The sequence below is a fragment of the Sphingobacterium sp. UBA5670 genome (assembly GCF_002420705.1).
Taxonomy (GTDB): domain Bacteria; phylum Bacteroidota; class Bacteroidia; order Sphingobacteriales; family Sphingobacteriaceae; genus Sphingobacterium.
This window is the reverse complement of sequence record NZ_DIIM01000013.1, coordinates 206,311-227,854: the sequence shown is the minus strand read 5'-3', so window position 1 is coordinate 227,854 and position 21,544 is coordinate 206,311. Positions and strand designations below refer to the sequence as shown.

25 protein-coding genes and 2 tRNA genes are annotated in these 21,544 nt (G+C 37.6%); 18 read left to right on the top strand and 9 right to left on the bottom strand.

What is annotated here, in order from left to right; all coding sequences use genetic code 11:
* Positions 1–6: 6 nt before the first annotated feature.
* Both scpB and B3C94_RS11820 read left to right on the top strand, forming a co-directional pair.
* A complete protein-coding gene (gene scpB, locus B3C94_RS11825) occupies positions 7–567 on the top strand; it encodes an SMC-Scp complex subunit ScpB (RefSeq protein WP_293903845.1) in 561 nt (186 codons plus the stop codon).
* Between the two features lie 153 nt (positions 568–720).
* Positions 721–882, top strand: coding sequence for a hypothetical protein (locus tag B3C94_RS11820; RefSeq protein ID WP_293903843.1), 162 nt, complete (start codon positions 721–723; stop codon positions 880–882).
* 90 nt (positions 883–972) lie between these two features.
* Here B3C94_RS11820 and trxA read toward each other — a convergent pair whose 3' ends face one another.
* From trxA to B3C94_RS11805, 3 genes are read right to left on the bottom strand one after another with little or no spacing between them, the layout of a single operon-like run.
* A complete protein-coding gene (gene trxA / locus B3C94_RS11815) occupies positions 973–1,269 on the bottom strand; it encodes a thioredoxin (RefSeq protein ID WP_046672371.1) in 297 nt (98 codons plus the stop codon).
* Positions 1,269–2,000, bottom strand: coding sequence for a rhodanese-like domain-containing protein (locus B3C94_RS11810; protein ID WP_293903840.1), 732 nt, complete (start codon positions 1,998–2,000; stop codon positions 1,269–1,271). Before B3C94_RS11810 ends, trxA begins: the two co-directional genes overlap by 1 nt.
* Positions 2,001–2,009: 9 nt before the next feature.
* Positions 2,010–2,858, bottom strand: a complete 849-nt coding sequence (locus B3C94_RS11805) for a glycoside hydrolase family 25 protein (RefSeq protein WP_293903838.1) — start codon at positions 2,856–2,858, stop codon at positions 2,010–2,012.
* Between the two features lie 67 nt (positions 2,859–2,925).
* On the opposite strand from B3C94_RS11805, the gene B3C94_RS11800 reads away from it, so the two are divergent.
* The 6 genes from B3C94_RS11800 (at position 2,926) to B3C94_RS11775 (ending at position 6,556) form a co-directional block, all read left to right on the top strand.
* Positions 2,926–3,810: a bestrophin family protein gene (locus B3C94_RS11800; protein WP_293903836.1), complete on the top strand. Its 885-nt coding sequence runs from the start codon at positions 2,926–2,928 to the stop codon at positions 3,808–3,810.
* A gap of 95 nt (positions 3,811–3,905) precedes the next feature.
* Positions 3,906–3,990: transfer RNA gene (locus B3C94_RS11795), tRNA-Ser, on the top strand.
* A gap of 396 nt (positions 3,991–4,386) precedes the next feature.
* Positions 4,387–5,118, top strand: coding sequence for an alpha/beta fold hydrolase (locus B3C94_RS11790; protein ID WP_293903834.1), 732 nt, complete (start codon positions 4,387–4,389; stop codon positions 5,116–5,118).
* Positions 5,119–5,122: 4 nt separating this feature from the next.
* The gene (locus B3C94_RS11785) at positions 5,123–5,614 is read left to right on the top strand and encodes an RNA polymerase sigma factor (protein WP_293903832.1); all 492 of its coding nucleotides are present in this window, start codon (positions 5,123–5,125) and stop codon (positions 5,612–5,614) included.
* On the top strand, positions 5,601–6,197 hold the full coding sequence (locus B3C94_RS11780) for a hypothetical protein (RefSeq protein WP_293903830.1): 597 nt from the start codon (positions 5,601–5,603) through the stop codon (positions 6,195–6,197). Before B3C94_RS11785 ends, B3C94_RS11780 begins: the two co-directional genes overlap by 14 nt.
* Positions 6,198–6,471: 274 nt before the next feature.
* Positions 6,472–6,556 (top strand) — tRNA-Ser (locus tag B3C94_RS11775).
* A gap of 129 nt (positions 6,557–6,685) precedes the next feature.
* Here the strand turns inward: B3C94_RS11775 and B3C94_RS11770 are convergent.
* Positions 6,686–7,576, bottom strand: a complete 891-nt coding sequence (locus tag B3C94_RS11770) for a winged helix-turn-helix domain-containing protein (protein WP_293903828.1) — start codon at positions 7,574–7,576, stop codon at positions 6,686–6,688.
* A 174-nt stretch (positions 7,577–7,750) separates the two neighbouring features.
* On the opposite strand from B3C94_RS11770, the gene B3C94_RS11765 reads away from it, so the two are divergent.
* Entirely contained in the window at positions 7,751–8,293 is a 543-nt protein-coding gene (locus B3C94_RS11765) for a hypothetical protein (protein ID WP_293903826.1), read from the top strand.
* 271 nt (positions 8,294–8,564) lie between these two features.
* Entirely contained in the window at positions 8,565–9,101 is a 537-nt protein-coding gene (locus B3C94_RS11760; RefSeq protein ID WP_293903824.1) for an ExbD/TolR family protein, read from the top strand.
* A gap of 198 nt (positions 9,102–9,299) precedes the next feature.
* On the opposite strand, the gene B3C94_RS11755 is transcribed toward B3C94_RS11760, so the two are convergent.
* Positions 9,300–9,866, bottom strand: coding sequence for a hypothetical protein (locus tag B3C94_RS11755; RefSeq protein WP_293903822.1), 567 nt, complete (start codon positions 9,864–9,866; stop codon positions 9,300–9,302).
* Between the two features lie 187 nt (positions 9,867–10,053).
* Here B3C94_RS11755 and B3C94_RS11750 point away from each other — a divergent pair, with 187 nt between their 5' ends.
* On the top strand, positions 10,054–10,446 hold the full coding sequence (locus B3C94_RS11750; RefSeq protein ID WP_293903820.1) for a group III truncated hemoglobin: 393 nt from the start codon (positions 10,054–10,056) through the stop codon (positions 10,444–10,446).
* A gap of 187 nt (positions 10,447–10,633) precedes the next feature.
* On the opposite strand, the gene B3C94_RS11745 is transcribed toward B3C94_RS11750, so the two are convergent.
* The 3 genes from B3C94_RS11745 to fbaA all read right to left on the bottom strand — a co-directional run bounded on the left by B3C94_RS11745 (position 10,634) and on the right by fbaA (position 13,424).
* Positions 10,634–11,302 (bottom strand): sterol desaturase family protein, encoded by a 669-nt coding sequence (locus B3C94_RS11745; RefSeq protein ID WP_293903818.1) that lies wholly within the window; start codon positions 11,300–11,302, stop codon positions 10,634–10,636.
* A gap of 234 nt (positions 11,303–11,536) precedes the next feature.
* Positions 11,537–12,211: a head GIN domain-containing protein gene (locus B3C94_RS11740; RefSeq protein ID WP_293903817.1), complete on the bottom strand. Its 675-nt coding sequence runs from the start codon at positions 12,209–12,211 to the stop codon at positions 11,537–11,539.
* A 133-nt stretch (positions 12,212–12,344) separates the two neighbouring features.
* Positions 12,345–13,424: a class II fructose-bisphosphate aldolase gene (fbaA, locus tag B3C94_RS11735; protein WP_293903815.1), complete on the bottom strand. Its 1,080-nt coding sequence runs from the start codon at positions 13,422–13,424 to the stop codon at positions 12,345–12,347.
* Between the two features lie 329 nt (positions 13,425–13,753).
* Between fbaA and B3C94_RS11730 the strand changes: the two genes are divergently transcribed.
* The 6 genes from B3C94_RS11730 to B3C94_RS11705 all read left to right on the top strand — a co-directional run bounded on the left by B3C94_RS11730 (position 13,754) and on the right by B3C94_RS11705 (position 19,814).
* Entirely contained in the window at positions 13,754–14,101 is a 348-nt protein-coding gene (locus B3C94_RS11730; protein WP_293903813.1) for an ArsC family reductase, read from the top strand.
* Between the two features lie 156 nt (positions 14,102–14,257).
* The gene (locus B3C94_RS11725) at positions 14,258–16,204 is read left to right on the top strand and encodes a M1 family metallopeptidase (protein WP_293903811.1); all 1,947 of its coding nucleotides are present in this window, start codon (positions 14,258–14,260) and stop codon (positions 16,202–16,204) included.
* 122 nt (positions 16,205–16,326) lie between these two features.
* Positions 16,327–17,013 (top strand): hypothetical protein, encoded by a 687-nt coding sequence (locus B3C94_RS11720; RefSeq protein WP_293903809.1) that lies wholly within the window; start codon positions 16,327–16,329, stop codon positions 17,011–17,013.
* A 116-nt stretch (positions 17,014–17,129) separates the two neighbouring features.
* Positions 17,130–17,543 (top strand): Rrf2 family transcriptional regulator, encoded by a 414-nt coding sequence (locus B3C94_RS11715; protein ID WP_293903807.1) that lies wholly within the window; start codon positions 17,130–17,132, stop codon positions 17,541–17,543.
* 7 nt (positions 17,544–17,550) lie between these two features.
* Positions 17,551–18,198 carry an NAD(P)-dependent oxidoreductase gene (locus tag B3C94_RS11710; protein ID WP_293903805.1) on the top strand — a complete coding sequence of 216 codons (648 nt, stop codon included), beginning with the start codon at positions 17,551–17,553 and terminating at the stop codon, positions 18,196–18,198.
* A 131-nt stretch (positions 18,199–18,329) separates the two neighbouring features.
* Positions 18,330–19,814 (top strand): amino acid permease, encoded by a 1,485-nt coding sequence (locus B3C94_RS11705; RefSeq protein WP_293903803.1) that lies wholly within the window; start codon positions 18,330–18,332, stop codon positions 19,812–19,814.
* A gap of 146 nt (positions 19,815–19,960) precedes the next feature.
* On the opposite strand, the gene B3C94_RS11700 is transcribed toward B3C94_RS11705, so the two are convergent.
* Positions 19,961–20,503, bottom strand: coding sequence for a DUF1543 domain-containing protein (locus B3C94_RS11700; RefSeq protein WP_293903801.1), 543 nt, complete (start codon positions 20,501–20,503; stop codon positions 19,961–19,963).
* A 155-nt stretch (positions 20,504–20,658) separates the two neighbouring features.
* On the opposite strand from B3C94_RS11700, the gene B3C94_RS11695 reads away from it, so the two are divergent.
* Positions 20,659–21,528, top strand: a complete 870-nt coding sequence (locus B3C94_RS11695) for a serine hydrolase (protein ID WP_293903799.1) — start codon at positions 20,659–20,661, stop codon at positions 21,526–21,528.
* The last annotated feature ends 16 nt before the right edge of the window (positions 21,529–21,544 follow it).

Here is a 21,544-nt window from a genome sequence, read left to right as displayed (position 1 = left end):
GATACATTGAAAGACGTCATAAGAAATATTGAAGCAATCATATTTGCTTCTGCAGAGGGTATCGATCTTGCCGATATCAAACAGATATTGCAGGAAGCAATGGCTATCGAAGTGTCAAGAGATGAATTACGTGACTTGATTAAAAAAATTGAAACGAAGTACCAGGATGAAGACTATGTACTCGAATTACGTTATATCAACAACGCTTATCAGTTTTTGACAAAAGCTGTTTATCATGAATCGATACAACAACTCCAAAATCATAACAATAAACGAAAATTAAGTCAATCGGCTTTAGAAACACTTGCGATCATTGCTTACAGGCAACCTATTACAAAATTGGAAGTGGAACAGATCAGAGGTGTCAGCTGCGATTATTCTATTCAAAGGTTATTGGAAAAGAAATTAATCAAAATTGCAGGAAAAGCGGATAGTATTGGAAAACCATTACTTTATGCGACAAGCCAGCAGTTCATGGATCATTTTGGAATCAACGGCGTGAGAGATCTCCCACAATTGAAAGATATCGTTACCGAGGACAATGCGATTGGCGAAACAAATGAATAAATAAAATAAAATAAATTTTTATTTTTAAAACACAATTCAACCCATTGATTAACAGAAAAATAAAGCTTGATATTTTTTTAAAAAAAAGTTTTAAAAAATAGTTTTCTTCTCTAATTTTACAACACTGAATAAGAAACAATAAAGTATTATTTTATGAACACGGCAACTTTAGCTAACGAAGATCTTGAAGAAGTAAAATTCGCATCTTTCAACGGTCCAGATGACGATGATGATGATTTCGGTGATGATTTCGATTTACCTGAAATCGACTCGATTGGAGGATTAGATGACTTCGATGATGACGATGAATTTTAATATTTTAGTGCATATCACACTACCTATTAAAACACCAGAGAATCATTAAAAAAATAAGGCGTTCAATCAAATTGAACGCCTTATTTTTTTTTACTTTGCCTGATCGATCAATTTATGTAATTCCATCTTAGGAATCATTCCGCTTTGTCGCCATATTTGTTGTCCATTTTTGAACAACACAAAAGTAGGCACGCCACTTACCTTATAAATCGAAGCAATTTTGGGATTCTTATCCACATCGATTTTAATGATGGACAAATCCTCCTGATAAAACTCCTTTACATCCTGTAAAATCGGCGCCATAGTCTGGCAGGGACCGCACCACGTCGCAAAAAAATCCACCAAAACCAGCGAATTTGATTGAATAATCTGGTCAAAAGTAGCCATTATTGATTCTCCTTTATTTCTTCTTGCAATGCCTTATACCCGCCTTGGATATTGCATAAATATTTAAATCCTTTAGCACTCAAAATAGAAATAGCTACAGCACTTCTGTACCCTGACTGACAGTGAACATATAGCCGCGCATCATCTTTCTTAAGCGTAGAACCAAAATTAGCGAAATCTGTTAACGGAATATTCATTGCATTGTCAATATGTCCATTTGCAAATTCTTTATCCGTTCTCACGTCCACAATATGACCTTGATCTGATCTTTCCATAAACTCACCTGCACTAATATTACTTAATGAGTCTACAATTTCGCTATTTTTCCAAGTTGCAAAACCGCCTTCCAGAACACCAACAATATGGGTATACCCTAACTTTAATAAATGATCAATAACGGCCTCTTTATCTTCCAAATCGGTAATCAACAAAAACTTCTGAGTTTTATCGGGAAAAACCTGCCCCAAAAAGTGATCAAAAGGACCTTTAAAGCCTATATTTATTGATTTAGGTACAAACCCTTGTAAGAATATATCGCCAGATCTGGTATCGAGAACTTGGACATCAGCTTGCTTACGCAGCTTTTTAAACTTCTTCAATGTCAACTGTGACGAATCCGAAGCGATTTGCATGGTCTCTACATGAAAAGTTTTCGATTCTGCATGTAATCGCGTTTGACTGTTGAACAGCACAAAACATCCTCCAAGGAGCATAATAAAAACTCTATGCATATTATTTTACTATTTAAAAGGAATAAGCAACTTCTCCAATTCCTCTATTTTACCATTGTATATATTTAAGTCCACATTACCCTGAATCCCTCTGACAGTGCCTTTTTCAGAAAATTGCCAGAAAGCCCAATGCTCTTTGGGGTTCTCAACCCAAAAGTTATAATTTGCAATCCACAACGTATAAGCCGCAAATTCCTTTTCCAAAAAATCACTGTAAAACTTATCTCCAGAATAAAGAATAGGCTTTACCTTATAATGTGCTTCCACCTCCTCAAGCCAACGCTTTAATCCAACTTTCAAACTATCCATAGATTGTTGTTTGGGATGCTCCTCAATATCCAAAACTGGGGGAAGATCGCCAGATTGCAGTTTGACCTTACGAATAAAATTCCGCGCCTGCTTTACCGAATTTTCATTGGGTCTAAAATAATGATAAGCACCTCTCAAAACCGCTTTATTTTCAATTTTATTCCAATTCCGGCTAAACTTATCATCAATTCCTTTCTCGCCCATAGTGGCCCGAATAAACACAAAATCTATTGGAAAATGATCATTTATCGTATTTACCTTTTGCCAATCTATTTCTTCCTGATAGGTAGACACATCTATACCAAACACTTTATCATCGTGTTTGCTCATAATCTCAATATTTCGAATATCGTATTTTGCTTCCTTAGTTAGTGACTTGTCTTTGGAAGTAGCTACCCGAAAATAATAGATAATTCCGGCCCGATAGTGCCATACAACAAGGCCAAGAAAGACCACCAGCATTCCCGCTATCACCCAGATCCACTTGGTCTCCCGAACTTGACTTCCCTTTGTACTTGTTTTTTTTCTTTTTGATCGCTGTTGCGCCATAGCACGATGAAGTTACGGCAATAGCAATTAACTCGCAAAATTTTCGGAACAATTTATATTTTTGTGTATGATCGTATACAACCCCAAAGACTGGCTTTCGGCAACTTTCAAGTTGCATAAATCAGATACCTTCAAAAAGTTACTGCCCTTTCTCATTTTAATAGCCATCTACTCCTGGGCGATTGCCTTTCTCGAATTAGAGTACCTCAAATTAAACGAAAAAAGTTGGGTAAAAAACATCACCATTGTTCATAACCTACTTGGCTTTGTGATCTCACTGCTACTGGTATTCAGAACGAACACAGCCTATGATCGTTGGTGGGAAGCTCGGAAACAATGGGGAACTTTAACCAACGTCAGTAGATCTTTATCATACAAACTAAATGCAATGCTGGAGGGAGAGGATAAAGTTAACCGCAGTTTTTTCAGAAAAGCAATCCCGTTATTCGCTGAAACCTTATATGACTTTTTAAGATCGGATTACACCAAGTTTATGCTCGACGAAAACGAACATCCCGAGCTAAAAGCACTGGATAATAAAAGACACGGACCAAACCAGGTATCTACAATGATCTTCCAAAAAATCAATGATCTATATAAAGAGGGCAGAATAAGCGGCGATCAACTTATTATACTAAATGAGGAAATTATTGCTATGACACACCTTTGCGGCGCATGTGAACGCATTAAAAATACGCCTATCCCGTTAGCTTATAGCGCATTTATCAAAAAGTTCATCATCTTTTATACCATGACACTTCCCGTAGGATATGTTTTTTCTATAGGCTATTTTGTTGTGATTGCCGTACCTTTCATTTTATATGTTTTAGCCTCTCTTGAATTAATTGGCGAATCCATTGAAGAACCTTTTGGTATAGATCAAGATGATTTACCGATCGACAAAATTGCAGCCAACATCAGGAAACACTGCCATGAAATTATCCAAGCATAAGCCGTTCTAAAAATAATCTAGCTCATTTTCAAACGCTAAGACTATCTATATGAAATAAGTTTTGTAAATCTATTCGAAATTTCTACTTTTGTCGCGGAGAGTTGGCAGAGTGGTCGAATGCGGCGGTCTTGAAAACCGTTAACTGTCACAGGTTCGGGGGTTCGAATCCCTCACTCTCCGCAGGAAAAGCCTTTCAGAAATGAAAGGCTTTTTGCATGTTAGCCTGTTTCGAACCAGAAGCGTCCACCCAACCTCGAATAATTTCATCAGGAAAAACTTCCATCACAGTTCTACTTCGCAGATTCTATTTATTTTTCTTTTTTTATTTTCCTGTAATAAATCGCGTCCCAGAACATCTAATAGATAGAATATTCTAGAAAATCAAGATTACTAATTTTAAATTCAATTTTTATGAACAATATATTTCCTAGTATTAATAAAGTTCTATTTAGCTATTTATTCAAACTAATCAAAGTCGCGTTCCTTGTGGTTTTGCTGATAACTGGGAGACCAACATCTGCGCAAAAAAAATATGATTTCGATGTGAGCGTTAGCGGAAAATGAACACCCATTATAATGATTCCAGGATATAGCTGCAGTGGAAAAGTATGGACTGAAACTGTAAATCATTTAAAAGATAAGTATGAATGTCATGTACTTACACTTCCTGGATTCGCCGGACAACCGGCTATAAAAGAATCGCTGCTTGAAACTATGCGGAATGAAATAATCGCCTACGCAAGAGATAAAAAAATGCAGCGACCAATACTTTTAGGGCACAGTCTAGGTGGCTTTTTGAGTCTTTGGATTGCAAGCACTGTACCAGAACTATTTCATAAAGTTATCGTCGTAGACGGAGTTCCTTTTAATCCTGGAATGCAGAACCCCAGTATAACCCCGGACGAAGTGAAAAAATTCGTTAATAAAGCGGCCCTCATAACTCAATTCACTTCGATGGACGACAGCCAACTCATTACCTATTCAGAAAATGTAGCTCGACAATTGGTGACCGATTCCATCAAAGCTAAATCAATAGCCAACTGGCAGATCCATAGCGATAAAGTTACATTAGCCACCGCATTTTATGAAATGATGACGACAGACATCCGACAAGACCTAGGCAAGATCACAGCACCTGTTTTAGTACTTGGCAGTCAGTATGAGACACTTGAGAGGTCACAGCAAATCTTATCAGAACAATATAAATATCTAAAAAAACTAACTTTACACAATGCCGAAAGTAAGCATTTTATTATGTATGATCAGCCAATCTGGTTCTTCAACGAACTAGATACATTTTTAAAGTAATCCAATGACAAACAAAGAGAATTTTGAGATTATTTACAAGGAATATGCGCCGACCATTCGCAAATTGTGTCTCAGCTATACCGGAGATAAGGATAATGCAGAGGACTTGATCCAAGAAACATTTATTGCCGTATGGAAGAAAATTGACAGTTTTCGCAACGACGCCAAATTAGGCACCTGGATTTATAGAATAGCGATCAATAATTGTCTGATGAGTATACGAAAACAGCAATATATTGAAAAAATAGCCAACAAAAGTTTCATCGATATACCGGATGAAACATCAGATGAAAAAGTCCAGCAAATTGATCTTTTATACAAATGTATAAGTAAACTTAAAGAAGCTGATAGAATACTGATCACATTCGTTTTGGACGAGAAGCCCTACGAAGAAATAGCAGAGATTACGGGAATTACAGAAAATAATCTACGTGTTAAAATCCATAGGATAAAAAAAGAATTAACTGAAATTTTTCATAAATATGCAAGACTTTAACGATTTACAAAATCTTTGGAAACAAGATGACCAACACGAAATCTTACCTCAGATCAAGCTGAGTAAGATCAAAAGTTTCCGCCAGGCATTAATCAGAAAGGAAGTACTTGGTGCAGTGCTATTAATTGTAACCGGGTTAATCATTCTTGCAATGGCCTATTTCCTTGATTTCAGACATAAAACGTTCACCTTGTATAGTTCCATGTTTATCGTATCCTTGCTCTGTTTCGCGCAGGCTGGCTTAATGTTTGCAGCAGCAAGGAAAATTAAACAAATCGACGAAACTACTATTCCGACTGAACATTTGCAGCAATGGCAACAATTCAATGTATTTAGAAAGAAAAGAATTCATTGGAATATGCCTATTTACCATATACTTTTAGGAACAGCAATCTCTATCTATCTTTGGGAAATCCTAAAAGGAGCCAGTTATAGGTACTACTTAATTGCTTACTTGCCCACCTATAGTTGGATACTATTTTCTTATTTCTATCTCGGCAAAAAGCAACTCACCAAAATTGATCAGGCTATTAACGAAGTTATTTCAGAATTAAGGGATATAGAAAGGCAGTTCGAAAATTAAACAAATAGATTGCTACCTCTAAAAACCAGCTTAGTTGTTCCGTTTTTAATAGCCTCAATTACAAAAGGAGACCTCGGATTTATACGAATCGAAACCTAAGACTTTCAAAGTGGCTTTCGACAGTTCTTATTGTCAATTAAATGGTTTTAAACCGGCAAAAATAAACAATTGATATTCAATATGATTACATTACAATAAGGCGGTAGATCAATTTAAACGAAGAAAAAAGTAAAATAAGTTTTGTAATTCTAGTAAGAATTTCTACTTTTGTCGCGGAGAGTTGGCAGAGTGGTCGAATGCGGCGGTCTTGAAAACCGTTAACTGTCACAGGTTCGGGGGTTCGAATCCCTCACTCTCCGCAGAAAAAGCCTTTCAGAAATGAAAGGCTTTTTGCATGTTAGCCCGGTTCGAAACCGATAACACTGGTCAGGGTCCGAACAATCTCATCGTGATATAGTATGAACATACGAGACGCGTGCTCGTTCCTGTCAAGAACTAATCTCAAGTTTATATCCCCTTCCACGTATAACAGTAATTTTGATCTTTGGATCAAACTCCAGTTTTTTTCTAAGCTTCGATATGAACATATCGAGACTACGTCCAACAATCACCCCTTCATCTTCCCAAATCTCTTTTTGAAGCCGGACCCTCTCGATGGTTTCGTTCGGAGACAAAGCGAAAATATGCAGCAGACGTGTTTCCGTTCCAGTAAGATCTATGGTGTTCTTATTGATAATCATCTCACGCTGTTGTGGATTAAACAAAACTGATCCAAAGGCTAAGATATTGTTATTTTGATCGACCGGTCTTTCTCTTCTTAACTTATCTAATCCCAAAAAAATGAAGCCCAAAAACATTAAAAATATAAAAATGCCAAGCATATAACTAATCCTTCCAGTATTTATTTGGGTAGGTTTAAATTTAATGTTGACCATGTAACACGCTTTAGGCTGTAGTCTTCCTCTACAAGCGATAATGTCATCTTTTTTATTGTTAGATATGGCATACCCATAAACCACACTGGAGTTGCCACAGTTGACGACGTTAACGACATAATCGCTGGTGAGCGGATCCCTGGCCAACAGATGCTGAACTGTATTTAACAATGAGTCCGGCACAAATGTAATTTCATTCTCAAACTTAATCTGATATTCAATTTCCGTGATCTTTTCGATCGGAAGTACCCTCGATTTACTGTCGCCAGACTGCAGAAGTAGTTCATCCCCTATCTTCCGAAGCAAAACTTCCCTCCTGGAAACATCAAAATCACTATTGTCGGACAAACCAAAAGCCACAAAAATCATAGTGATAAAAAAGAGTGTTATCACTCCATATAGGTATTTGCGATTCTCAGAGAGAAGATTTCGGTTTATAGACATACGATTTACAATTTATTTACAAAGATTACATGACAATTTACAATCTAAGTTCCTATGCATGAGTATTATCGAAGTATTTTTGTCGTATCACCTCTAAAAGGATCCAAAAAAAATGATATTGAATGGATCTTATTTTATTCGGTTAGACTTTATACTTATTAAACATATAAAAATATGAAAAAAATTATTTATCCGCTGATCTTACCGTTGGCTATTGCAAGTGGACTGGCATTTGCTAATCATGAAATCAAAAGTGAAACTTTAAAAAAACCGAGTCCAAAATCTCGCTCTGCTATGGACATGAAGGTCGAAAATAAAAAATGGGAAGCTAGTCCTAATGGCATAAAGTTTAAAAAATGGCAAGCCTCTTCCCAGGGCATAAAAGTACTTAACAGTGCTGCTAAAATAAGAAATCAAGTAAAGGATTCAACAAATATTGAAGCCGTTATAACTTCGCTCTATCTCCCATTAGGTTCTCAATTAGGCTTCGGAGTAATGATCAGGATTAAAAGTGAGGATTATATCCTAAGTTTTGGTTTGGAAAACTCCAATGATTTTCAGCAATTGCATAGCCTAAAAGTTAACGATAAAATAATGATCAGAAGTCACAGTGTAATGTACGCACCCAAGTATTCATACCCGATAGTACAGGGCGATTATTTAGAGCGCGATGGCAAAATAATGTATAAACGTATTCCCCGCCAAGGTGGTTGCTGAGCAACCTACCTATCTTCGCAGCAAAAGCCTTTCATCTCCAAAAGGCTCTTGCACGTTATTAGGAAGGGATGAAGATCAAATAGTGGAAAAAGATAATAACGATTCTTCAAATCGAATGAAAAACAGACAAATTAAAAAAACTGATTATCAAACACTAAGGCAAAAAACAGAGAGCTAGAAAAAACATTTCAAAAAAACACTGTGGAATCCGACCCTTTTCGACATCATCATTAAGAGTAGCAACAATACTGTTAACCTAAAGATGACGATCATGGCAGAATTAAACCAAAAAACACAAGAAACGGGAAAGAAAAAAATTAGAAGCAGAAAAATGGCCCCTAAAGTAGATTTAACTGCGATGGTAGATCTTGCATTTCTCCTCATTACCTTCTTTATGCTGACAACAACTTTAAATAAACCCTCAGCAATGGATATTGCTATGCCAGACAAAACCAAATCAGAAGTAGAAAGTCCAATTCTGATTGATGAGAATCGCACAGCAACACTGATTCTTGGCGAAGGAAAATTTATGTGGTATCATGGAGATTTCAAAAAGCCGATCAGCTCTTCAAAAGTACCGGTAAATATCGAAAAAGAACTGTCGGCTGTTATTGCACAGCTAAAAGCAAAGATAAGTACAATGCCCAATACTAAAGACATGATTGTATTGATTAAACCTAGCAAAGAAGCTCGCACAAAAGATGTTATTCAGACGATAGATCAATTAAAGAATCAACATATTTCGCGCTATGTAATCAGTAAAACACAAATTGAAGAAGAAAAACAATTGCTCGCTGCACTCCAGTAACATTGAGGTATAAACGATCTTTGCCAATCAACACATTGACGTAACCTATTGGACCGATTTTTAGTAAATAAATCGATTAACGCAAGAAAACTGAGCATATTCCCGCTTACTAATTGGACTACAATAGGCCTACCGAAAGATCACCGCATGACCGGTCGATCTTTCGGTATCCAAAACTCTAAACTCAAGCCTGTCAAACTATCTTTTATCTAAATTATTCCAATAACGTTCCACGTTTTCTTTGACTTCGTCCGGTAAAGATGCGTAATTGTCCGAATAGGTTGTTTGGCTATAGCCATCGGCTTGTTCGGCACGGAGACGATAAAACTTTTTATTATAAAGAACCAGACCGATACAGCTTAGCTGTTTTTGAAGATCATCCTTTGGATGCCTTGAATAGATAAATAATGCATCCAATTGGCCGTCTTTATCCGCATCAAAGAAGGCTTTTCGGGATTCCCAGACGGATGTAACAATTCCCTCCTCTGAAATCAATTCATCCGCCACAAGCTTCCACATTCCGTCGATCTGCTGAAATTGCTGAACATAGAGCTTGTCTGGATCAGCGCCACGATCCTCTTTTGAAAAAACAATATAATTGTCCTCCTTCGGAGTTTGAATGCGTTCCACTTGTAATACTCGCTTTCCCTTAAATGGAAAACCAGAAGACTGAAAATTTTCTTTATTGATCGAAATTGTGGTAACCTGCGCATCTGCGGCATAAAATCCCATTGATAATAGGATTAAAAGAACGTATTTTCCCATATGTTTTCCCTTAGTATAGATTCAATTTACTGACAATAAAAGAAAATTACAAAATTTTAACAGGGCTTATTTACATCCAGGTGATGTTATTCTCCATAAATGTCGCTACATTTAATCCAGATAAATAGCATGAAGAAGCATTTGGTCCAGCTATAGGTCTATATTCAGGAGGTCAAATCATACACCCATGAAACAGGATATTCTAACACTCGACGATATTAAAGTATTAGTAGATCAATTCTATAGTACTGTACGTAAGGATAGGTTGCTCGGACCTATTTTTCAGGAACGTATCCAAGATAATTGGGCTATACATCTTGAAAAGATGTATAGCTTTTGGCAGACTATCTTACTGGATGAACACAATTATTTCGGCAGCCCCTTTCCACCACATATTAATCTCCCTATTGACGCACAACATTTTGGTCAATGGCTCAAATTATTTGAAGCAACTGTCGATCAATTATACAGTGGAAAAAAGGCAGAAGAAGCTAAATGGCGTGCCCAGAAAATGGCTCAAATGTTCCAGTTCAAATTAGAATACCTACATACTAATCCAAAAAAGAAGCCTTTAATCTAAGCAAAAAATACGCAGAAAAATAATTGGTATATTTAGACGAGAAAAAGAAGTCCTCATCTAAGATAAAATATAGAAATCCCCCCTAATCAACAGACAGAGATAAAACCCAATAGGGTCAAACACCCATAAAAAAGTAAGCCCTTGGATGATCTCCAAGGGCTTTCCTATCTGATAAAATTCGATTAATTTATGCCTTTTCTTCTTTTAAGGAAGCTGAATCCTTTTTTGATTCCTTATCTTCAAAACCTGAACGTAAGATCTCATCCCATAAGGAAGAACTCACTCCAAAACCTTTTTCCGGATCAGAGTAATGGTGCAGCATATGGTGCTGTTTGATCCGTTTGAAAATACCGCTTTTAAAATTAGCATGGTGCATCGCATAATGACATTCGTCATAGATCAAATAGCCCACCATAAAACCGGAGAAAAAACAGGCCAGGATAAACTCATTTGAAAAGAACAACGTAAAGCCAAGATATACCAAAAGGGCTAGCGGAATACTTGCTGACAAGGGCATTACTAAACGCATGCGATCCCTTGGAAAATCATGATGTACACCATGGAAAATAAACGCTATTCGTTTGCCCCATTCCGAGGTTGGATGAAAATGAAATACCCAACGGTGTAAGGCATATTCAAAAGCTGTCCAAAAAGCTAAGCCAAAAATAAAATAGCCAATATATGTCAACAGAGAAACCTCTCCCCAAACTAAAGCTTTATACGAAAAGAAAACAACTACAGGCACATAGAAAATCAAAGGTACACTCCAGTGCACCTTCGTCAAAGACTCCAAAAAGTCATTCTTGAACATGCGCGTAGATTCCGTAGAATTTGAAACATAATTACGCTTTGCCATAATACTATTTTTATTATTCCCTCACAAAAATAAGTATTTTAAGCACAAATGAAGAAGGTTTCTAATTAGAAAAACAAAATAACTGACCTTTTTAATAAAAAGGTTAAACAACAATCATCCCTTCAATTAAGCTAAACCCTTTCTATCGTATCTATTACCCTAAATTTCCCTCCTTTTCGCGTTAATCAACTAAAATCTAAGCACGAGAAAATTGACAAATCCACGACAGTTTGCTTATTTAAAGTTGACTGTTCCTCCCGCCATTTTCTTTTCTACACGTTGTTCTGGCTTTCCATAGACATCAATAACACCGCCACCCCTTGTTTTTGTTTCAATGGAATCCGTAACATACACATCAGCTTTACCACCACCATTCACAGTCACGACCGTGCTGTTGGTCTTAAAATCTTTACCTTCATATTTGCCACCAAAATTCGAAATGATCTCCTGTCTATTTGCTTTTCCATACAAAGCGATTGTAGCGCCGGAGGTCACTTTTATTTCAGCTGTTTTTGTATCAGTATAGAGATCAACCAAACCACCTTCCGAAGCATAGACTTTTAGATGCTCAGCAGCAACTGGATTATTTGTAGTCGCAAATACCTTGGCTCCTTTTTTTGCTTCCACATTGTTCAAACCCTTGTAATATACCTTAACAGAGATATTTCCACCTTGCAGCATATTCAATGTATTCATTTTCAAAACTAAGGATCCATTTGTATTGACCACTTTGACATTCTCGTGATTCTGTCCTTCGAAGGTTACCAGAGACTCGTCTGATTTAATCAACTCCACCTGAATCTTATCTGTCGCCACAACCGAAGAAAAATCGCCAACATTTTGCTTCACCTGCCCAAACCCCATTTGGACAATTAATAAAAGAATTACACTGACTCCTAAAAATTTCATATTTACTTGACTTTTTATTGTTGTTCGTCAAAAAATAAGCCAATTCCTATCAAAAACAATATTTTTAACCTATTTTGACATAAAAAAAAACGCCCTATAAAGGACGCTTTCATGTGATCTAATTTTTCTTAGCTTAGAGTTTGCTATTTACATCTACCGCATTCAAATCAGCAAATGCTTCTTTTAGACGAGCAACAAATGTTTCCTCACCTTTACGCAACCAAACACGTGGATCATAGTATTTTTTATTTGGAGAATCAGCTCCTTCAGGATTGCCGATTTGACCTTGCAGATAATCGTGGTTTTTCGCTTCGTATGCTCTTACACCATCCCAGAATGCCCATTGCATATCTGTATCGATGTTCATCTTGATCGCACCGTATGAAATCGCTTCTGCAATTTCCTCAGGAGAAGAACCAGAACCACCATGGAATACAAAGTTGACTGGTTTTTCAGCTGTAAGATTATATTTCTCACGGATATATTCTTGAGAATTATGTAAAATAACTGGCTGTAATTTCACATTACCCGGTTTGTAAACACCGTGCACGTTACCAAACGCAGCAGCTACTGTAAATTTGTCAGATACTTTAGACAATTCTTCAAAAGCATAAGCGACCTCTTCTGGTTGAGTATACAATTTTGAGCTATCGACATCCGAGTTATCAACACCATCTTCTTCACCACCTGTAACACCCAACTCAATCTCTACAGTCATACCAAGCGGTTTCATACGCGCCAAATATTTGCTTGAGATTTCGATGTTTTCTTCAATTGGCTCTTCAGATAAATCCAGCATGTGGGAAGAAAACAATGGCTTTCCGTGTTGCGCAAAGAATTTTTCACCAGCATCCAACAAACCGTCGATCCAAGGTAAAAGTTTTTTAGCCGCGTGATCTGTATGCAAAATTACCGCCACACCATAATGCTCTGCTAATAAATGAACATGTTGTGCTGCAGATACCGCACCCAATACACAAGCTTGCAAATTATCGTTGTTTAAGGTTTTACCAGCGTAAAATTGCGCTCCACCATTTGACAATTGAATAATTACAGGAGAATTTACCGCTTTTGCAGTTTCCATCACCGCATTAATAGAGTTTGTCCCGATAATGTTTACCGCAGGCAAAGCAAACTTATGTTTCTTTGCAACTTCAAACAGCTCTTGTACTTGATCTCCTGTCAATACACCTTTAAAATCTTTTAGGCTCATATTTCTGTTATTGATTTATTTTAATCTTTCATTAAACTTGAAGGTACTAAATTATTAAAAATTATTATTACTTCCTAATTTTTATAGTGTACTAAATACACTATCAATTCCCATGGAATATAAGATCTTAACCTAATTAAAAGAACAGTAGTCGAATTGAATAGAAAACTGATCTGAGTATTCCTATTATTCTTAAAAGATTAAAAACAAATGCTCTGAAATTAAGAATGGATCACAAACATGTAGATTTAAAAATGTCTAGAAATACAGATTATTAATAAAAATGCATCAGGATTAACTAAATTTGGGTTCACTAAATTGTCAGTATTATGCTACAGGTATACGGTATCAAAAATTGCAACACAGTAAAAAAAGCGCTTACATGGTTGGAAGACAATAATGTCCCCTTTCAATTTCATGATTTCAAAAAAGAAGGCGTCAGTGGAGATAAGTTAAAAGAGTGGGAAAAACATGTCGATTGGCAGGCCCTGGTGAACAAAAAAGGTACAACGTGGAAAAAATTGTCTCCAGAAACACAAGAGCAAGTTGTTGACAGTGATAGCGCCAATAAAATACTCCAGGAAAATACCAGTATGATCAAACGTCCTGTTGTTGAATACAACAAAGGTATTTTACTGGGATTTAATGAAACAGAATACGTAACAAATTTAAAATAGTTGCAAAAAATTTCGCTAATAGGAGGCTCCTAAAGCCTCCTATTAGCCACAATAGCCCTTTTTAATCCATTATTTTGCCAAACCCCGCTTTCGTTTTTTGGCTCGATGTACTTTTCATTGTATATTGGAGCAGATAAACATAATTTAAATAAATATATGATGAAAAGAATTGCACTGGCTTCGTTAAGCCTTGTGGCGTTGAGCTATGCTTTTCCCACCTTTTCACAGGAGAAAACATCCAATTATAGTTATACAGAGGCCTTTGCACCATTATTCTTTAAAAATAATGGCAATGAATATCGCTCCGCAGCTGGAAAACCGGGACCAGCGTACTGGCAAAATGCAGCCAACTACAAAATCCAGGCTTCCCTGAACGATCAAAATGATCAAATTGCAGGATCTGTTGAGATTAGCTATAGCAACAATAGTCCTGACGACATGGACTATCTCTGGTTGCAATTGGATCAAAATATGTTTTCACAACATGGACGTGGCCAATTGATCTCACCTTTAACCAACAGTCGTTACGGTGACGGCAACTCAACTTTCGACGGTGGTTACCAGATCCAATCCGTTACCGATGCAAATGGGAATGCAATTGAGCACATTATTGACGATACCCGCATGCAGCTTAGACTTCCTTCAACGTTAAAAAGCAAGGGCGGAAAACTGACGTTTAAGATTAAATATCAATACACCGTCCCTAAATATGGGGCAGACCGTACCGGCATTCTCGACACGAAAAACGGAAAAATCTATGCGATTGCGCAATGGTTTCCACGACTTTGTGTCTATGACGATATAAGAGGCTGGAATACACTTCCCTATACGGGGCCGGGAGAGTTTTATCGCGAATTCGGAAATTATCAGGTTGAAATCACTGCTCCGGCAAACCATATGGTTGTTCTAGGTGGCGAACTATTAAACCCACAAGAAGTATTTACTGCCGAACAACTCAAACGATACCAACAAGCACAAGCTAGTGATGAGACGGTAATTATCCGTTCTGCGGAAGAGGTGAACTCAAAAAACTCCAGACCTAATAAGAAAACCTTAACTTGGAAATATCAGCTTAACAATGCGCAGGACATCGCCTGGGCATCTTCCACGGCATTTATACTGGATGGGGCGAAGATCAATTTACCTAGCGGAAAAAAATCCCTTGCTTTATCAGCCTATCCCATTGAAAGCAACAGCAACAATGCATGGGAACGCTCAACGGAATATACAAAAGCCGCTATTGAAATCTATTCAAAAAGCTGGTTTGAATATCCCTACCCTGTAGCCGTCAATGTAGCTTCAAATGTCGGTGGAATGGAGTACCCAGCACTATCGTTCTGTGGCAATCAAGCCAAAGCGGGCTCGCTTTGGGGAGTTACCAACCACGAGTTTGGTCACAATTGGTTTCCGATGATTGTTGCATCCAACGAACGTGAATATGGCTGGATGGATGAAGGCTTCAACACATTTATTAATGAACTTGCGACCAAGGAATTCAATAATGGAGAATATTACCGTAATCAGGCGAGCAGATCCTACATATTTACCGCCCGCAATCTTGAACCGATTATGAGCACACCGCAAAATATGAAAGAACGTAATATTGGTGCTCTTGTCTACTATAAGCCAGCTTATGGCCTAAAGTTATTACGGAACGAAATTATCGGTCCTGAGCGTTTTGATTACGCTTTTAAAAAGTATATCCAAGAGTGGGCTTACAAACACCCTACTCCAGAGGACTTTTTCAAAGCTATTGAAAATGGCGCTGGAGAAAATCTAAATTGGTTCTGGCGGGGATGGTTTGTCAACAACTGGCAAATGGACCAAGGTATAAAATCGGTTTCCTATGTCAACAATGAACCAAAATCCGGTGCCCTTGTCACAGTTGAAAATCTAGAAAAATTACCGATGCCCGTTATTATTGAGGCAACAACCGTATCTGGCAAGAAAATACGAAAAAAACTGCCTGTGGAAATCTGGGAAAGGAACAATGTATGGCAATTTAAAATGCCGACCACAGAATCCTTACAATCTGTACAATTAGATCCAGACATGGTCATGCCCGATAAGAACCCCGACAATAATTCATGGAAAGCAAATTAGCTTATTTTAAAAATCTATTCGTTATTTTTGGCTAAAGAACGATTATGAAACCAAGGAGGAAACAAAAGGGTCAATAACCTGTTCATTCATAGATTGAAAATACATTACTATAATTATTTCGAATGAAAATCTTACAAACGATTCTAAGCTGCTTACTTATTACGCTAATGAGCGGACACCTCGTTGCACAGGAAAAAACCAAAGGTATTATTATGGAACTTGTCAGCGGTGAGAAAATCGAGGCCGCGCAAATTCAAAATTTAAGAACCAAGACTGAAGTACAGACCAATAGAGATGGCTCCTTTGCAATTGATGCCAATATCAACGACCTCTTGTTAATCAAGGCTGTCGGATATGAGCAAGACACGGTATTCATTTATGATAACAGTTTACGCAGAATCTATCTGAACAGAATGAATAATGTTATTGAACTGAGTGAAGTTATCGTTGAACGGATGACAGACAGTAGACTCACGGCCGAAATTCAGCGCGAGAAAACCCTAGGAAAATATTCAGACGCGAGTCAAAATCGTGGGGGAGTGCGGATTTCCCCAAGCCGTATATTTAGCAAAGAGGGAAAGCAAGCTCGTTCAAATTATAAGCTACTTGTTGCCGAACTTGAGAAAAGAGCTGTCGATAGAAAATTTACAGACAATCTGATCAAAGAATTAACTCCGCTCAATGGTTCGGAACTAGCCTTATTTAAAGAAAGATTTAGACCTACCTATAAATTTATTCAAAACAGTAGTCAGGAAACATTGAAGGTCTACATTATGGATAGTTATAAAAAATTCAACGAGAAAAAATAAAAAACAACGCTTTTTATCATGTGATTGTCAGAAGGTTTTAAACTGTAATATTTTTTATTTCAGTTTAAAACCTTTTCTATTACTTTTGTGTTATAATTTAGAAAAGTCAGCAGAGGATGTTACACAACTTAAGATTCGCAACAGCATTACATATTATGGTTCTGGCGCAGTTAGAAGAGTCAAATCAATGGCTTTCTTCTGAATACATTGCGTCCAGTATCCAGGTAAATGCCAGTGTGGTTCGCAAAGAAATTGCCGCACTCAAAACAGCAGCTTTACTTATTAGTAAAGAAGGCAAAGGTGGTGGTATTCGCATAAATCCCGAGAATACGACGATTACCTTAGCAAATATTTATTTGAGCACCAAACAAGCTGATTTCGGGGGAAAGTTTAACAGTCCAAACCCAGCTTGTGTCGTTGGCAAAAACATCAATTCCAAATTGCAGGATCTTTATCAGGAAGTCGACACTGATATTGTAGAGCGTTTAGGAAAAATAACATTGGCTGATTTTAGCAAAACATTTAATTAAAGAAAACATGAAAGTAGCAGTAATTGGATCCACCGGCTACGTAGGATCTCATCTTGTAAAAGAACTGGCAGACCGCAATTATGACGTAGTTGCGATTGCACGCCACACAGAAAATATTCCTTCTAACGAAAAAGTCACCAAAATTCAGGTAGACATCAATGATAGTCATCAATTAGTAGCAGCTTTAAAAGATGTTGATATCGTCATTTCCGCTTTCAACGCTGGCTGGACCAATCCTAATCTTTACGAGGATTTTACAAAAGGTGCATTGGCGATCCAGCAAGCTGTTAAAGATGCAGGTGTAAACCGCTTTATTGTCATCGGTGGTGCCGGAAGTCTATTGATCGACGGAAATCGATTGGTTGATTCACCAGATTTTCCGAAAGAAATCAAACCGGGAGCCTTAGCGGCGGCAGATTATCTGGATACTATACGAAAAGAAAATCAGCTGACCTGGACCATGTTCAGTCCAGCGATAGAAATGAACGCCCATGCTGGGGGAACCCGCACAGGAAAATATCGTACAGGCTTAGACGCGCCAGTATTTGATCAGGAAGGACGTTCCAAATTGTCGGTAGAAGACCTTGCAGTTGCAATAGTAGACGAAATTGAGCATAAACAATTTCTCAATAAACGCTTTACTGCAGCGTATTAATACTCAAACAGGCATTTGATTCAGATTTTATAAAAAAGGGAGGAGCAATCTTCCCTTTTTTCATTGAGATCATTTATATTTGACATTAATTAAACAATTAAAAAGCTAAATAATCGTAAAGAATTAATCCTATGCTATTTAAAAAATCGATTCCTCAACTGATTGCTGAGGCAAATGAAAATGGTGAACACACGCTAAAAAGGACATTGTCCAGCTCAGGCCTTATCGCTTTGGGCGTTGGGGCCATCATTGGAGCAGGGCTTTTCTCCCTGACAGGGATTGCCGCTGCTGAAAATGCAGGTCCAGCTGTTATCCTATCTTTCATTATCGCAGCAGTAGGCTGTGGTTTCGCTGGCCTTTGTTATGCCGAATTCGCATCTATGATTCCTGTTGCAGGAAGCGCTTACACCTATTCCTATGCGACAATGGGGGAATTTGTTGCCTGGATTATTGGATGGGATCTTGTTTTAGAATATGCACTGGCAGGCGCTACAGTAGCGGTTAGCTGGTCCCAATATTTCAATCAGCTCCTCATGATATTCCATATCCATCTTCCAGATACCTTACTAAAGGGTCCTTGGGAAGGCGGAGTAGTCAATTTACCTGCTATCGTTATTGTCTGTTTACTTTCGCTATTATTGATGCGAGGCACACAGGAATCTTCCCGTGTAAACAATATCTTGGTTATCCTTAAAGTTGGTGTCGTATTAATCTTTATCGCTTTGGGATGGAGTTTTATCAATCCAGCAAACCACGATCCTTTTATTCCTGCCAATGCGGGTGAGGAAATGGTCAAAAGCGGACAGCAAAGTTTTTGGGCATTTTTAAAGAGCGATGATTTTGGCCATTTCGGTATCAGTGGTGTATTGCGTGCAGCTGGTGTTGTGTTCTTTGCATTCATTGGTTTTGACGCCGTAAGTACCGCTGCTCAAGAAGCTAAAAACCCGAAAAAAGGCATGCCTATTGGTATTATCGGTTCATTAATTATCTGTACGCTTTTATATGTTTTATTCTCGTACGTAATGACCGGTATCGAAAACTATACCATGTTTAAAGGTGATGCAAAACCAGTTGCCACCGCTTTCGCTAAGACAGGTTATCATTTTCTGAATACAGCCTTGATTATTACGATTATTGCTGGATATACGTCTGTTATTCTTGTCATGCTACTTGGTCAGAGCCGTGTATTTTATTCGATGAGTAAAGATGGTTTGCTTCCAAAGATATTTTCAGATCTGTCCAAAAGACAGACACCATGGAAAACCAATGCTATTTTCATGGTATTCGTCAGTATATTCGCAGGTTTCGTTCCGGTTTCAGACCTTGGCCATATGGTAAGTATTGGTACTTTATTTGCCTTTACACTTGTATGTGTGGGTATTTTAGTACTACGCAAAACAGATCCTAACTTGGAACGTCCATTTAAAACACCATTGGTTCCTTTCGTCCCAATCATGGGTATTTTAGTCTGTATTTTAATGATGGCTTCCTTACCAATTGAAAGTTGGGAACGCTTGGCAGTCTGGCTTGCTATAGGCTTATTGATCTACTTTGTTTACGGCAAAAAACATAGTGTCATTAGAAAACAACATCAGGACCAACAAAATATTAGTTAAACAAAATCTTCATGACTTCGCAGACATCAACAGCAATGAAAGCGAACTGGAGGTTCTTTCCAACTAATAAGATCAGACACTATCAGAAAAAAGGCTTCTTTATAAAGAAGCCTTTTTTGTTTAAGACAAGAAATAGCAGATCTGAACTACAGTGCACTCAATTTAAAATATCCATTCGCGATGGTATCCTCTTCCAAACCAATCTTTGGCATAATTTGAATGCTATATTTATCCTTATCACCTGGCAATAGCAGATCTTCAATTTCATAAATATCATCTACGTCTAAGCCATACTTATCATCGATATGTGCCGAACTGTGATGTTTCCAAAAAACAGTACGTTTTGCCTTTTCAGTCGCCTTGGCCAAACTGGATGCGACGATAAGTTCCTTGTAATGAAACTCGTCAAATTCGTTCGGTTTATATCCCCCCAAATTGACGAAGAATAGCTTCATTTCTGGGTCAGTAGCCTCTCCATTAATCCTTTCAGTAACCCTAATTTCATATTCCCCAATCTTTTGGACAATACGGTATGCGTCAATGTGAATTTTACCATCAGCCTCTGGCCAAAAATCTTTAATGGAATCGACAAAATCTTTGAGCTCATTACCGATACCAAAAAAAATGTCGTGCTGTTCTGTTCGTCTACTTTTCGGTTTGCAACCGATCAAAATCATAAATAATTTCATAATCAAAAATCAGTCTTTCAATGTCCATGTTAGAATATCCAGTTTATTTTTCATCGATGAATGTATTTACGAATCACGGATATTTCATAACTTAAGCCCTATAAACAATAAAAATAACTATTATCCACCACATTAACATATATTATATCTTCACAATGCGCAAATTATTCCTATCATTTACGTTACTATTCTTATCATTACTGTCCTTTGGACAAAAACCAACTACCGATAAAAAACTCGAATCACAGATTAAACAGCTCATTCAGGGTTTTCAAGGCGATGTTGGAATTTATGTACACCATCTCAAAAAAAACAAGGAAGTCAATATACAGGCCGACAGCATTTTCCCTACAGCAAGCATTGTCAAAATCCCCATTTTAGTCGGTATCTTTGATAAAATTGAAAATGGTGAATTGCAGCTTGATCAGCAACTGGTCTATCGCGCTACTCAACGCTACGGCGGTTCTGGACTGATGCAATTCTTTAAAGATAGTACTCAGGTAGACTTGAAAACCTTAGTTGCGCTTATGCTATCTTATAGTGATAATGTAACTAGTATTTGGAATCAAAAGCTCGCGGGCGGAGGTAGCACAATCAATCAACTAATGACCAATCTTCAACTGGCCCACACACGTGTCAACTCGCAGACAGAGGGGAGAAAATCAGACTGGGAAAAATATGGGTGGGGACAGACTACACCAAAAGAAATGGCCGATTTGGTTACACTAATTCGACAGGGCAAAGTTATATCGGCAAAATCCTCCGATCAGATGTATCGTTTTATGGGCAACATGTTTTACGATGAGCGAGGACTATCCCAAATTCCATCTAACGTCAAAACAGCTTCAAAAACAGGTTCTTTAGATGACGTCCGCAATGAGGTCATTTTGGTCAATGCACCAAAAGGAGACTACGTTTTCAGTATTTTTACGAAGAACAATACGGACAAAAGCTGGGGCAAAACGAATGAAGCGGAAGTACTTACCCGCAAGCTCTCCAAATTATTATGGGATTATTACCAATAAGCTTATTAAATCGATT

Bases quoted from the DNA above. Each gene is read 5' to 3' on its own strand.
- B3C94_RS11780 (WP_293903830.1), top strand. From the start codon at position 5,601: ATGCAAGACTTTAACGATTTACAAAATCTTTGGAAACAAGATGACCAA.
- B3C94_RS11810 (WP_293903840.1), bottom strand. From the start codon at position 2,000: ATGCATAGAGTTTTTATTATGCTCCTTGGAGGATGTTTTGTGCTGTTC.
- B3C94_RS11770 (WP_293903828.1), bottom strand. From the start codon at position 7,576: ATGTCTATAAACCGAAATCTTCTCTCTGAGAATCGCAAATACCTATAT.
- B3C94_RS11725 (WP_293903811.1), top strand. From the start codon at position 14,258: ATGATGAAAAGAATTGCACTGGCTTCGTTAAGCCTTGTGGCGTTGAGC.
- B3C94_RS11805 (WP_293903838.1), bottom strand. From the start codon at position 2,858: ATGGCGCAACAGCGATCAAAAAGAAAAAAAACAAGTACAAAGGGAAGT.
- B3C94_RS11700 (WP_293903801.1), bottom strand. From the start codon at position 20,503: ATGAAATTATTTATGATTTTGATCGGTTGCAAACCGAAAAGTAGACGA.
- B3C94_RS11705 (WP_293903803.1), top strand. From the start codon at position 18,330: ATGCTATTTAAAAAATCGATTCCTCAACTGATTGCTGAGGCAAATGAA.
- B3C94_RS11800 (WP_293903836.1), top strand. From the start codon at position 2,926: ATGATCGTATACAACCCCAAAGACTGGCTTTCGGCAACTTTCAAGTTG.
- B3C94_RS11760 (WP_293903824.1), top strand. From the start codon at position 8,565: ATGGCAGAATTAAACCAAAAAACACAAGAAACGGGAAAGAAAAAAATT.
- trxA (WP_046672371.1), bottom strand. From the start codon at position 1,269: ATGGCTACTTTTGACCAGATTATTCAATCAAATTCGCTGGTTTTGGTG.
- B3C94_RS11820 (WP_293903843.1), top strand. From the start codon at position 721: ATGAACACGGCAACTTTAGCTAACGAAGATCTTGAAGAAGTAAAATTC.
- B3C94_RS11715 (WP_293903807.1), top strand. From the start codon at position 17,130: ATGTTACACAACTTAAGATTCGCAACAGCATTACATATTATGGTTCTG.
- B3C94_RS11720 (WP_293903809.1), top strand. From the start codon at position 16,327: ATGAAAATCTTACAAACGATTCTAAGCTGCTTACTTATTACGCTAATG.
- B3C94_RS11765 (WP_293903826.1), top strand. From the start codon at position 7,751: ATGAAAAAAATTATTTATCCGCTGATCTTACCGTTGGCTATTGCAAGT.
- B3C94_RS11710 (WP_293903805.1), top strand. From the start codon at position 17,551: ATGAAAGTAGCAGTAATTGGATCCACCGGCTACGTAGGATCTCATCTT.
- B3C94_RS11740 (WP_293903817.1), bottom strand. From the start codon at position 12,211: ATGAAATTTTTAGGAGTCAGTGTAATTCTTTTATTAATTGTCCAAATG.
- B3C94_RS11750 (WP_293903820.1), top strand. From the start codon at position 10,054: ATGAAACAGGATATTCTAACACTCGACGATATTAAAGTATTAGTAGAT.
- B3C94_RS11745 (WP_293903818.1), bottom strand. From the start codon at position 11,302: ATGGCAAAGCGTAATTATGTTTCAAATTCTACGGAATCTACGCGCATG.
- B3C94_RS11730 (WP_293903813.1), top strand. From the start codon at position 13,754: ATGCTACAGGTATACGGTATCAAAAATTGCAACACAGTAAAAAAAGCG.
- B3C94_RS11785 (WP_293903832.1), top strand. From the start codon at position 5,123: ATGACAAACAAAGAGAATTTTGAGATTATTTACAAGGAATATGCGCCG.
- B3C94_RS11695 (WP_293903799.1), top strand. From the start codon at position 20,659: ATGCGCAAATTATTCCTATCATTTACGTTACTATTCTTATCATTACTG.
- B3C94_RS11790 (WP_293903834.1), top strand. From the start codon at position 4,387: ATGATTCCAGGATATAGCTGCAGTGGAAAAGTATGGACTGAAACTGTA.
- B3C94_RS11755 (WP_293903822.1), bottom strand. From the start codon at position 9,866: ATGGGAAAATACGTTCTTTTAATCCTATTATCAATGGGATTTTATGCC.
- fbaA (WP_293903815.1), bottom strand. From the start codon at position 13,424: ATGAGCCTAAAAGATTTTAAAGGTGTATTGACAGGAGATCAAGTACAA.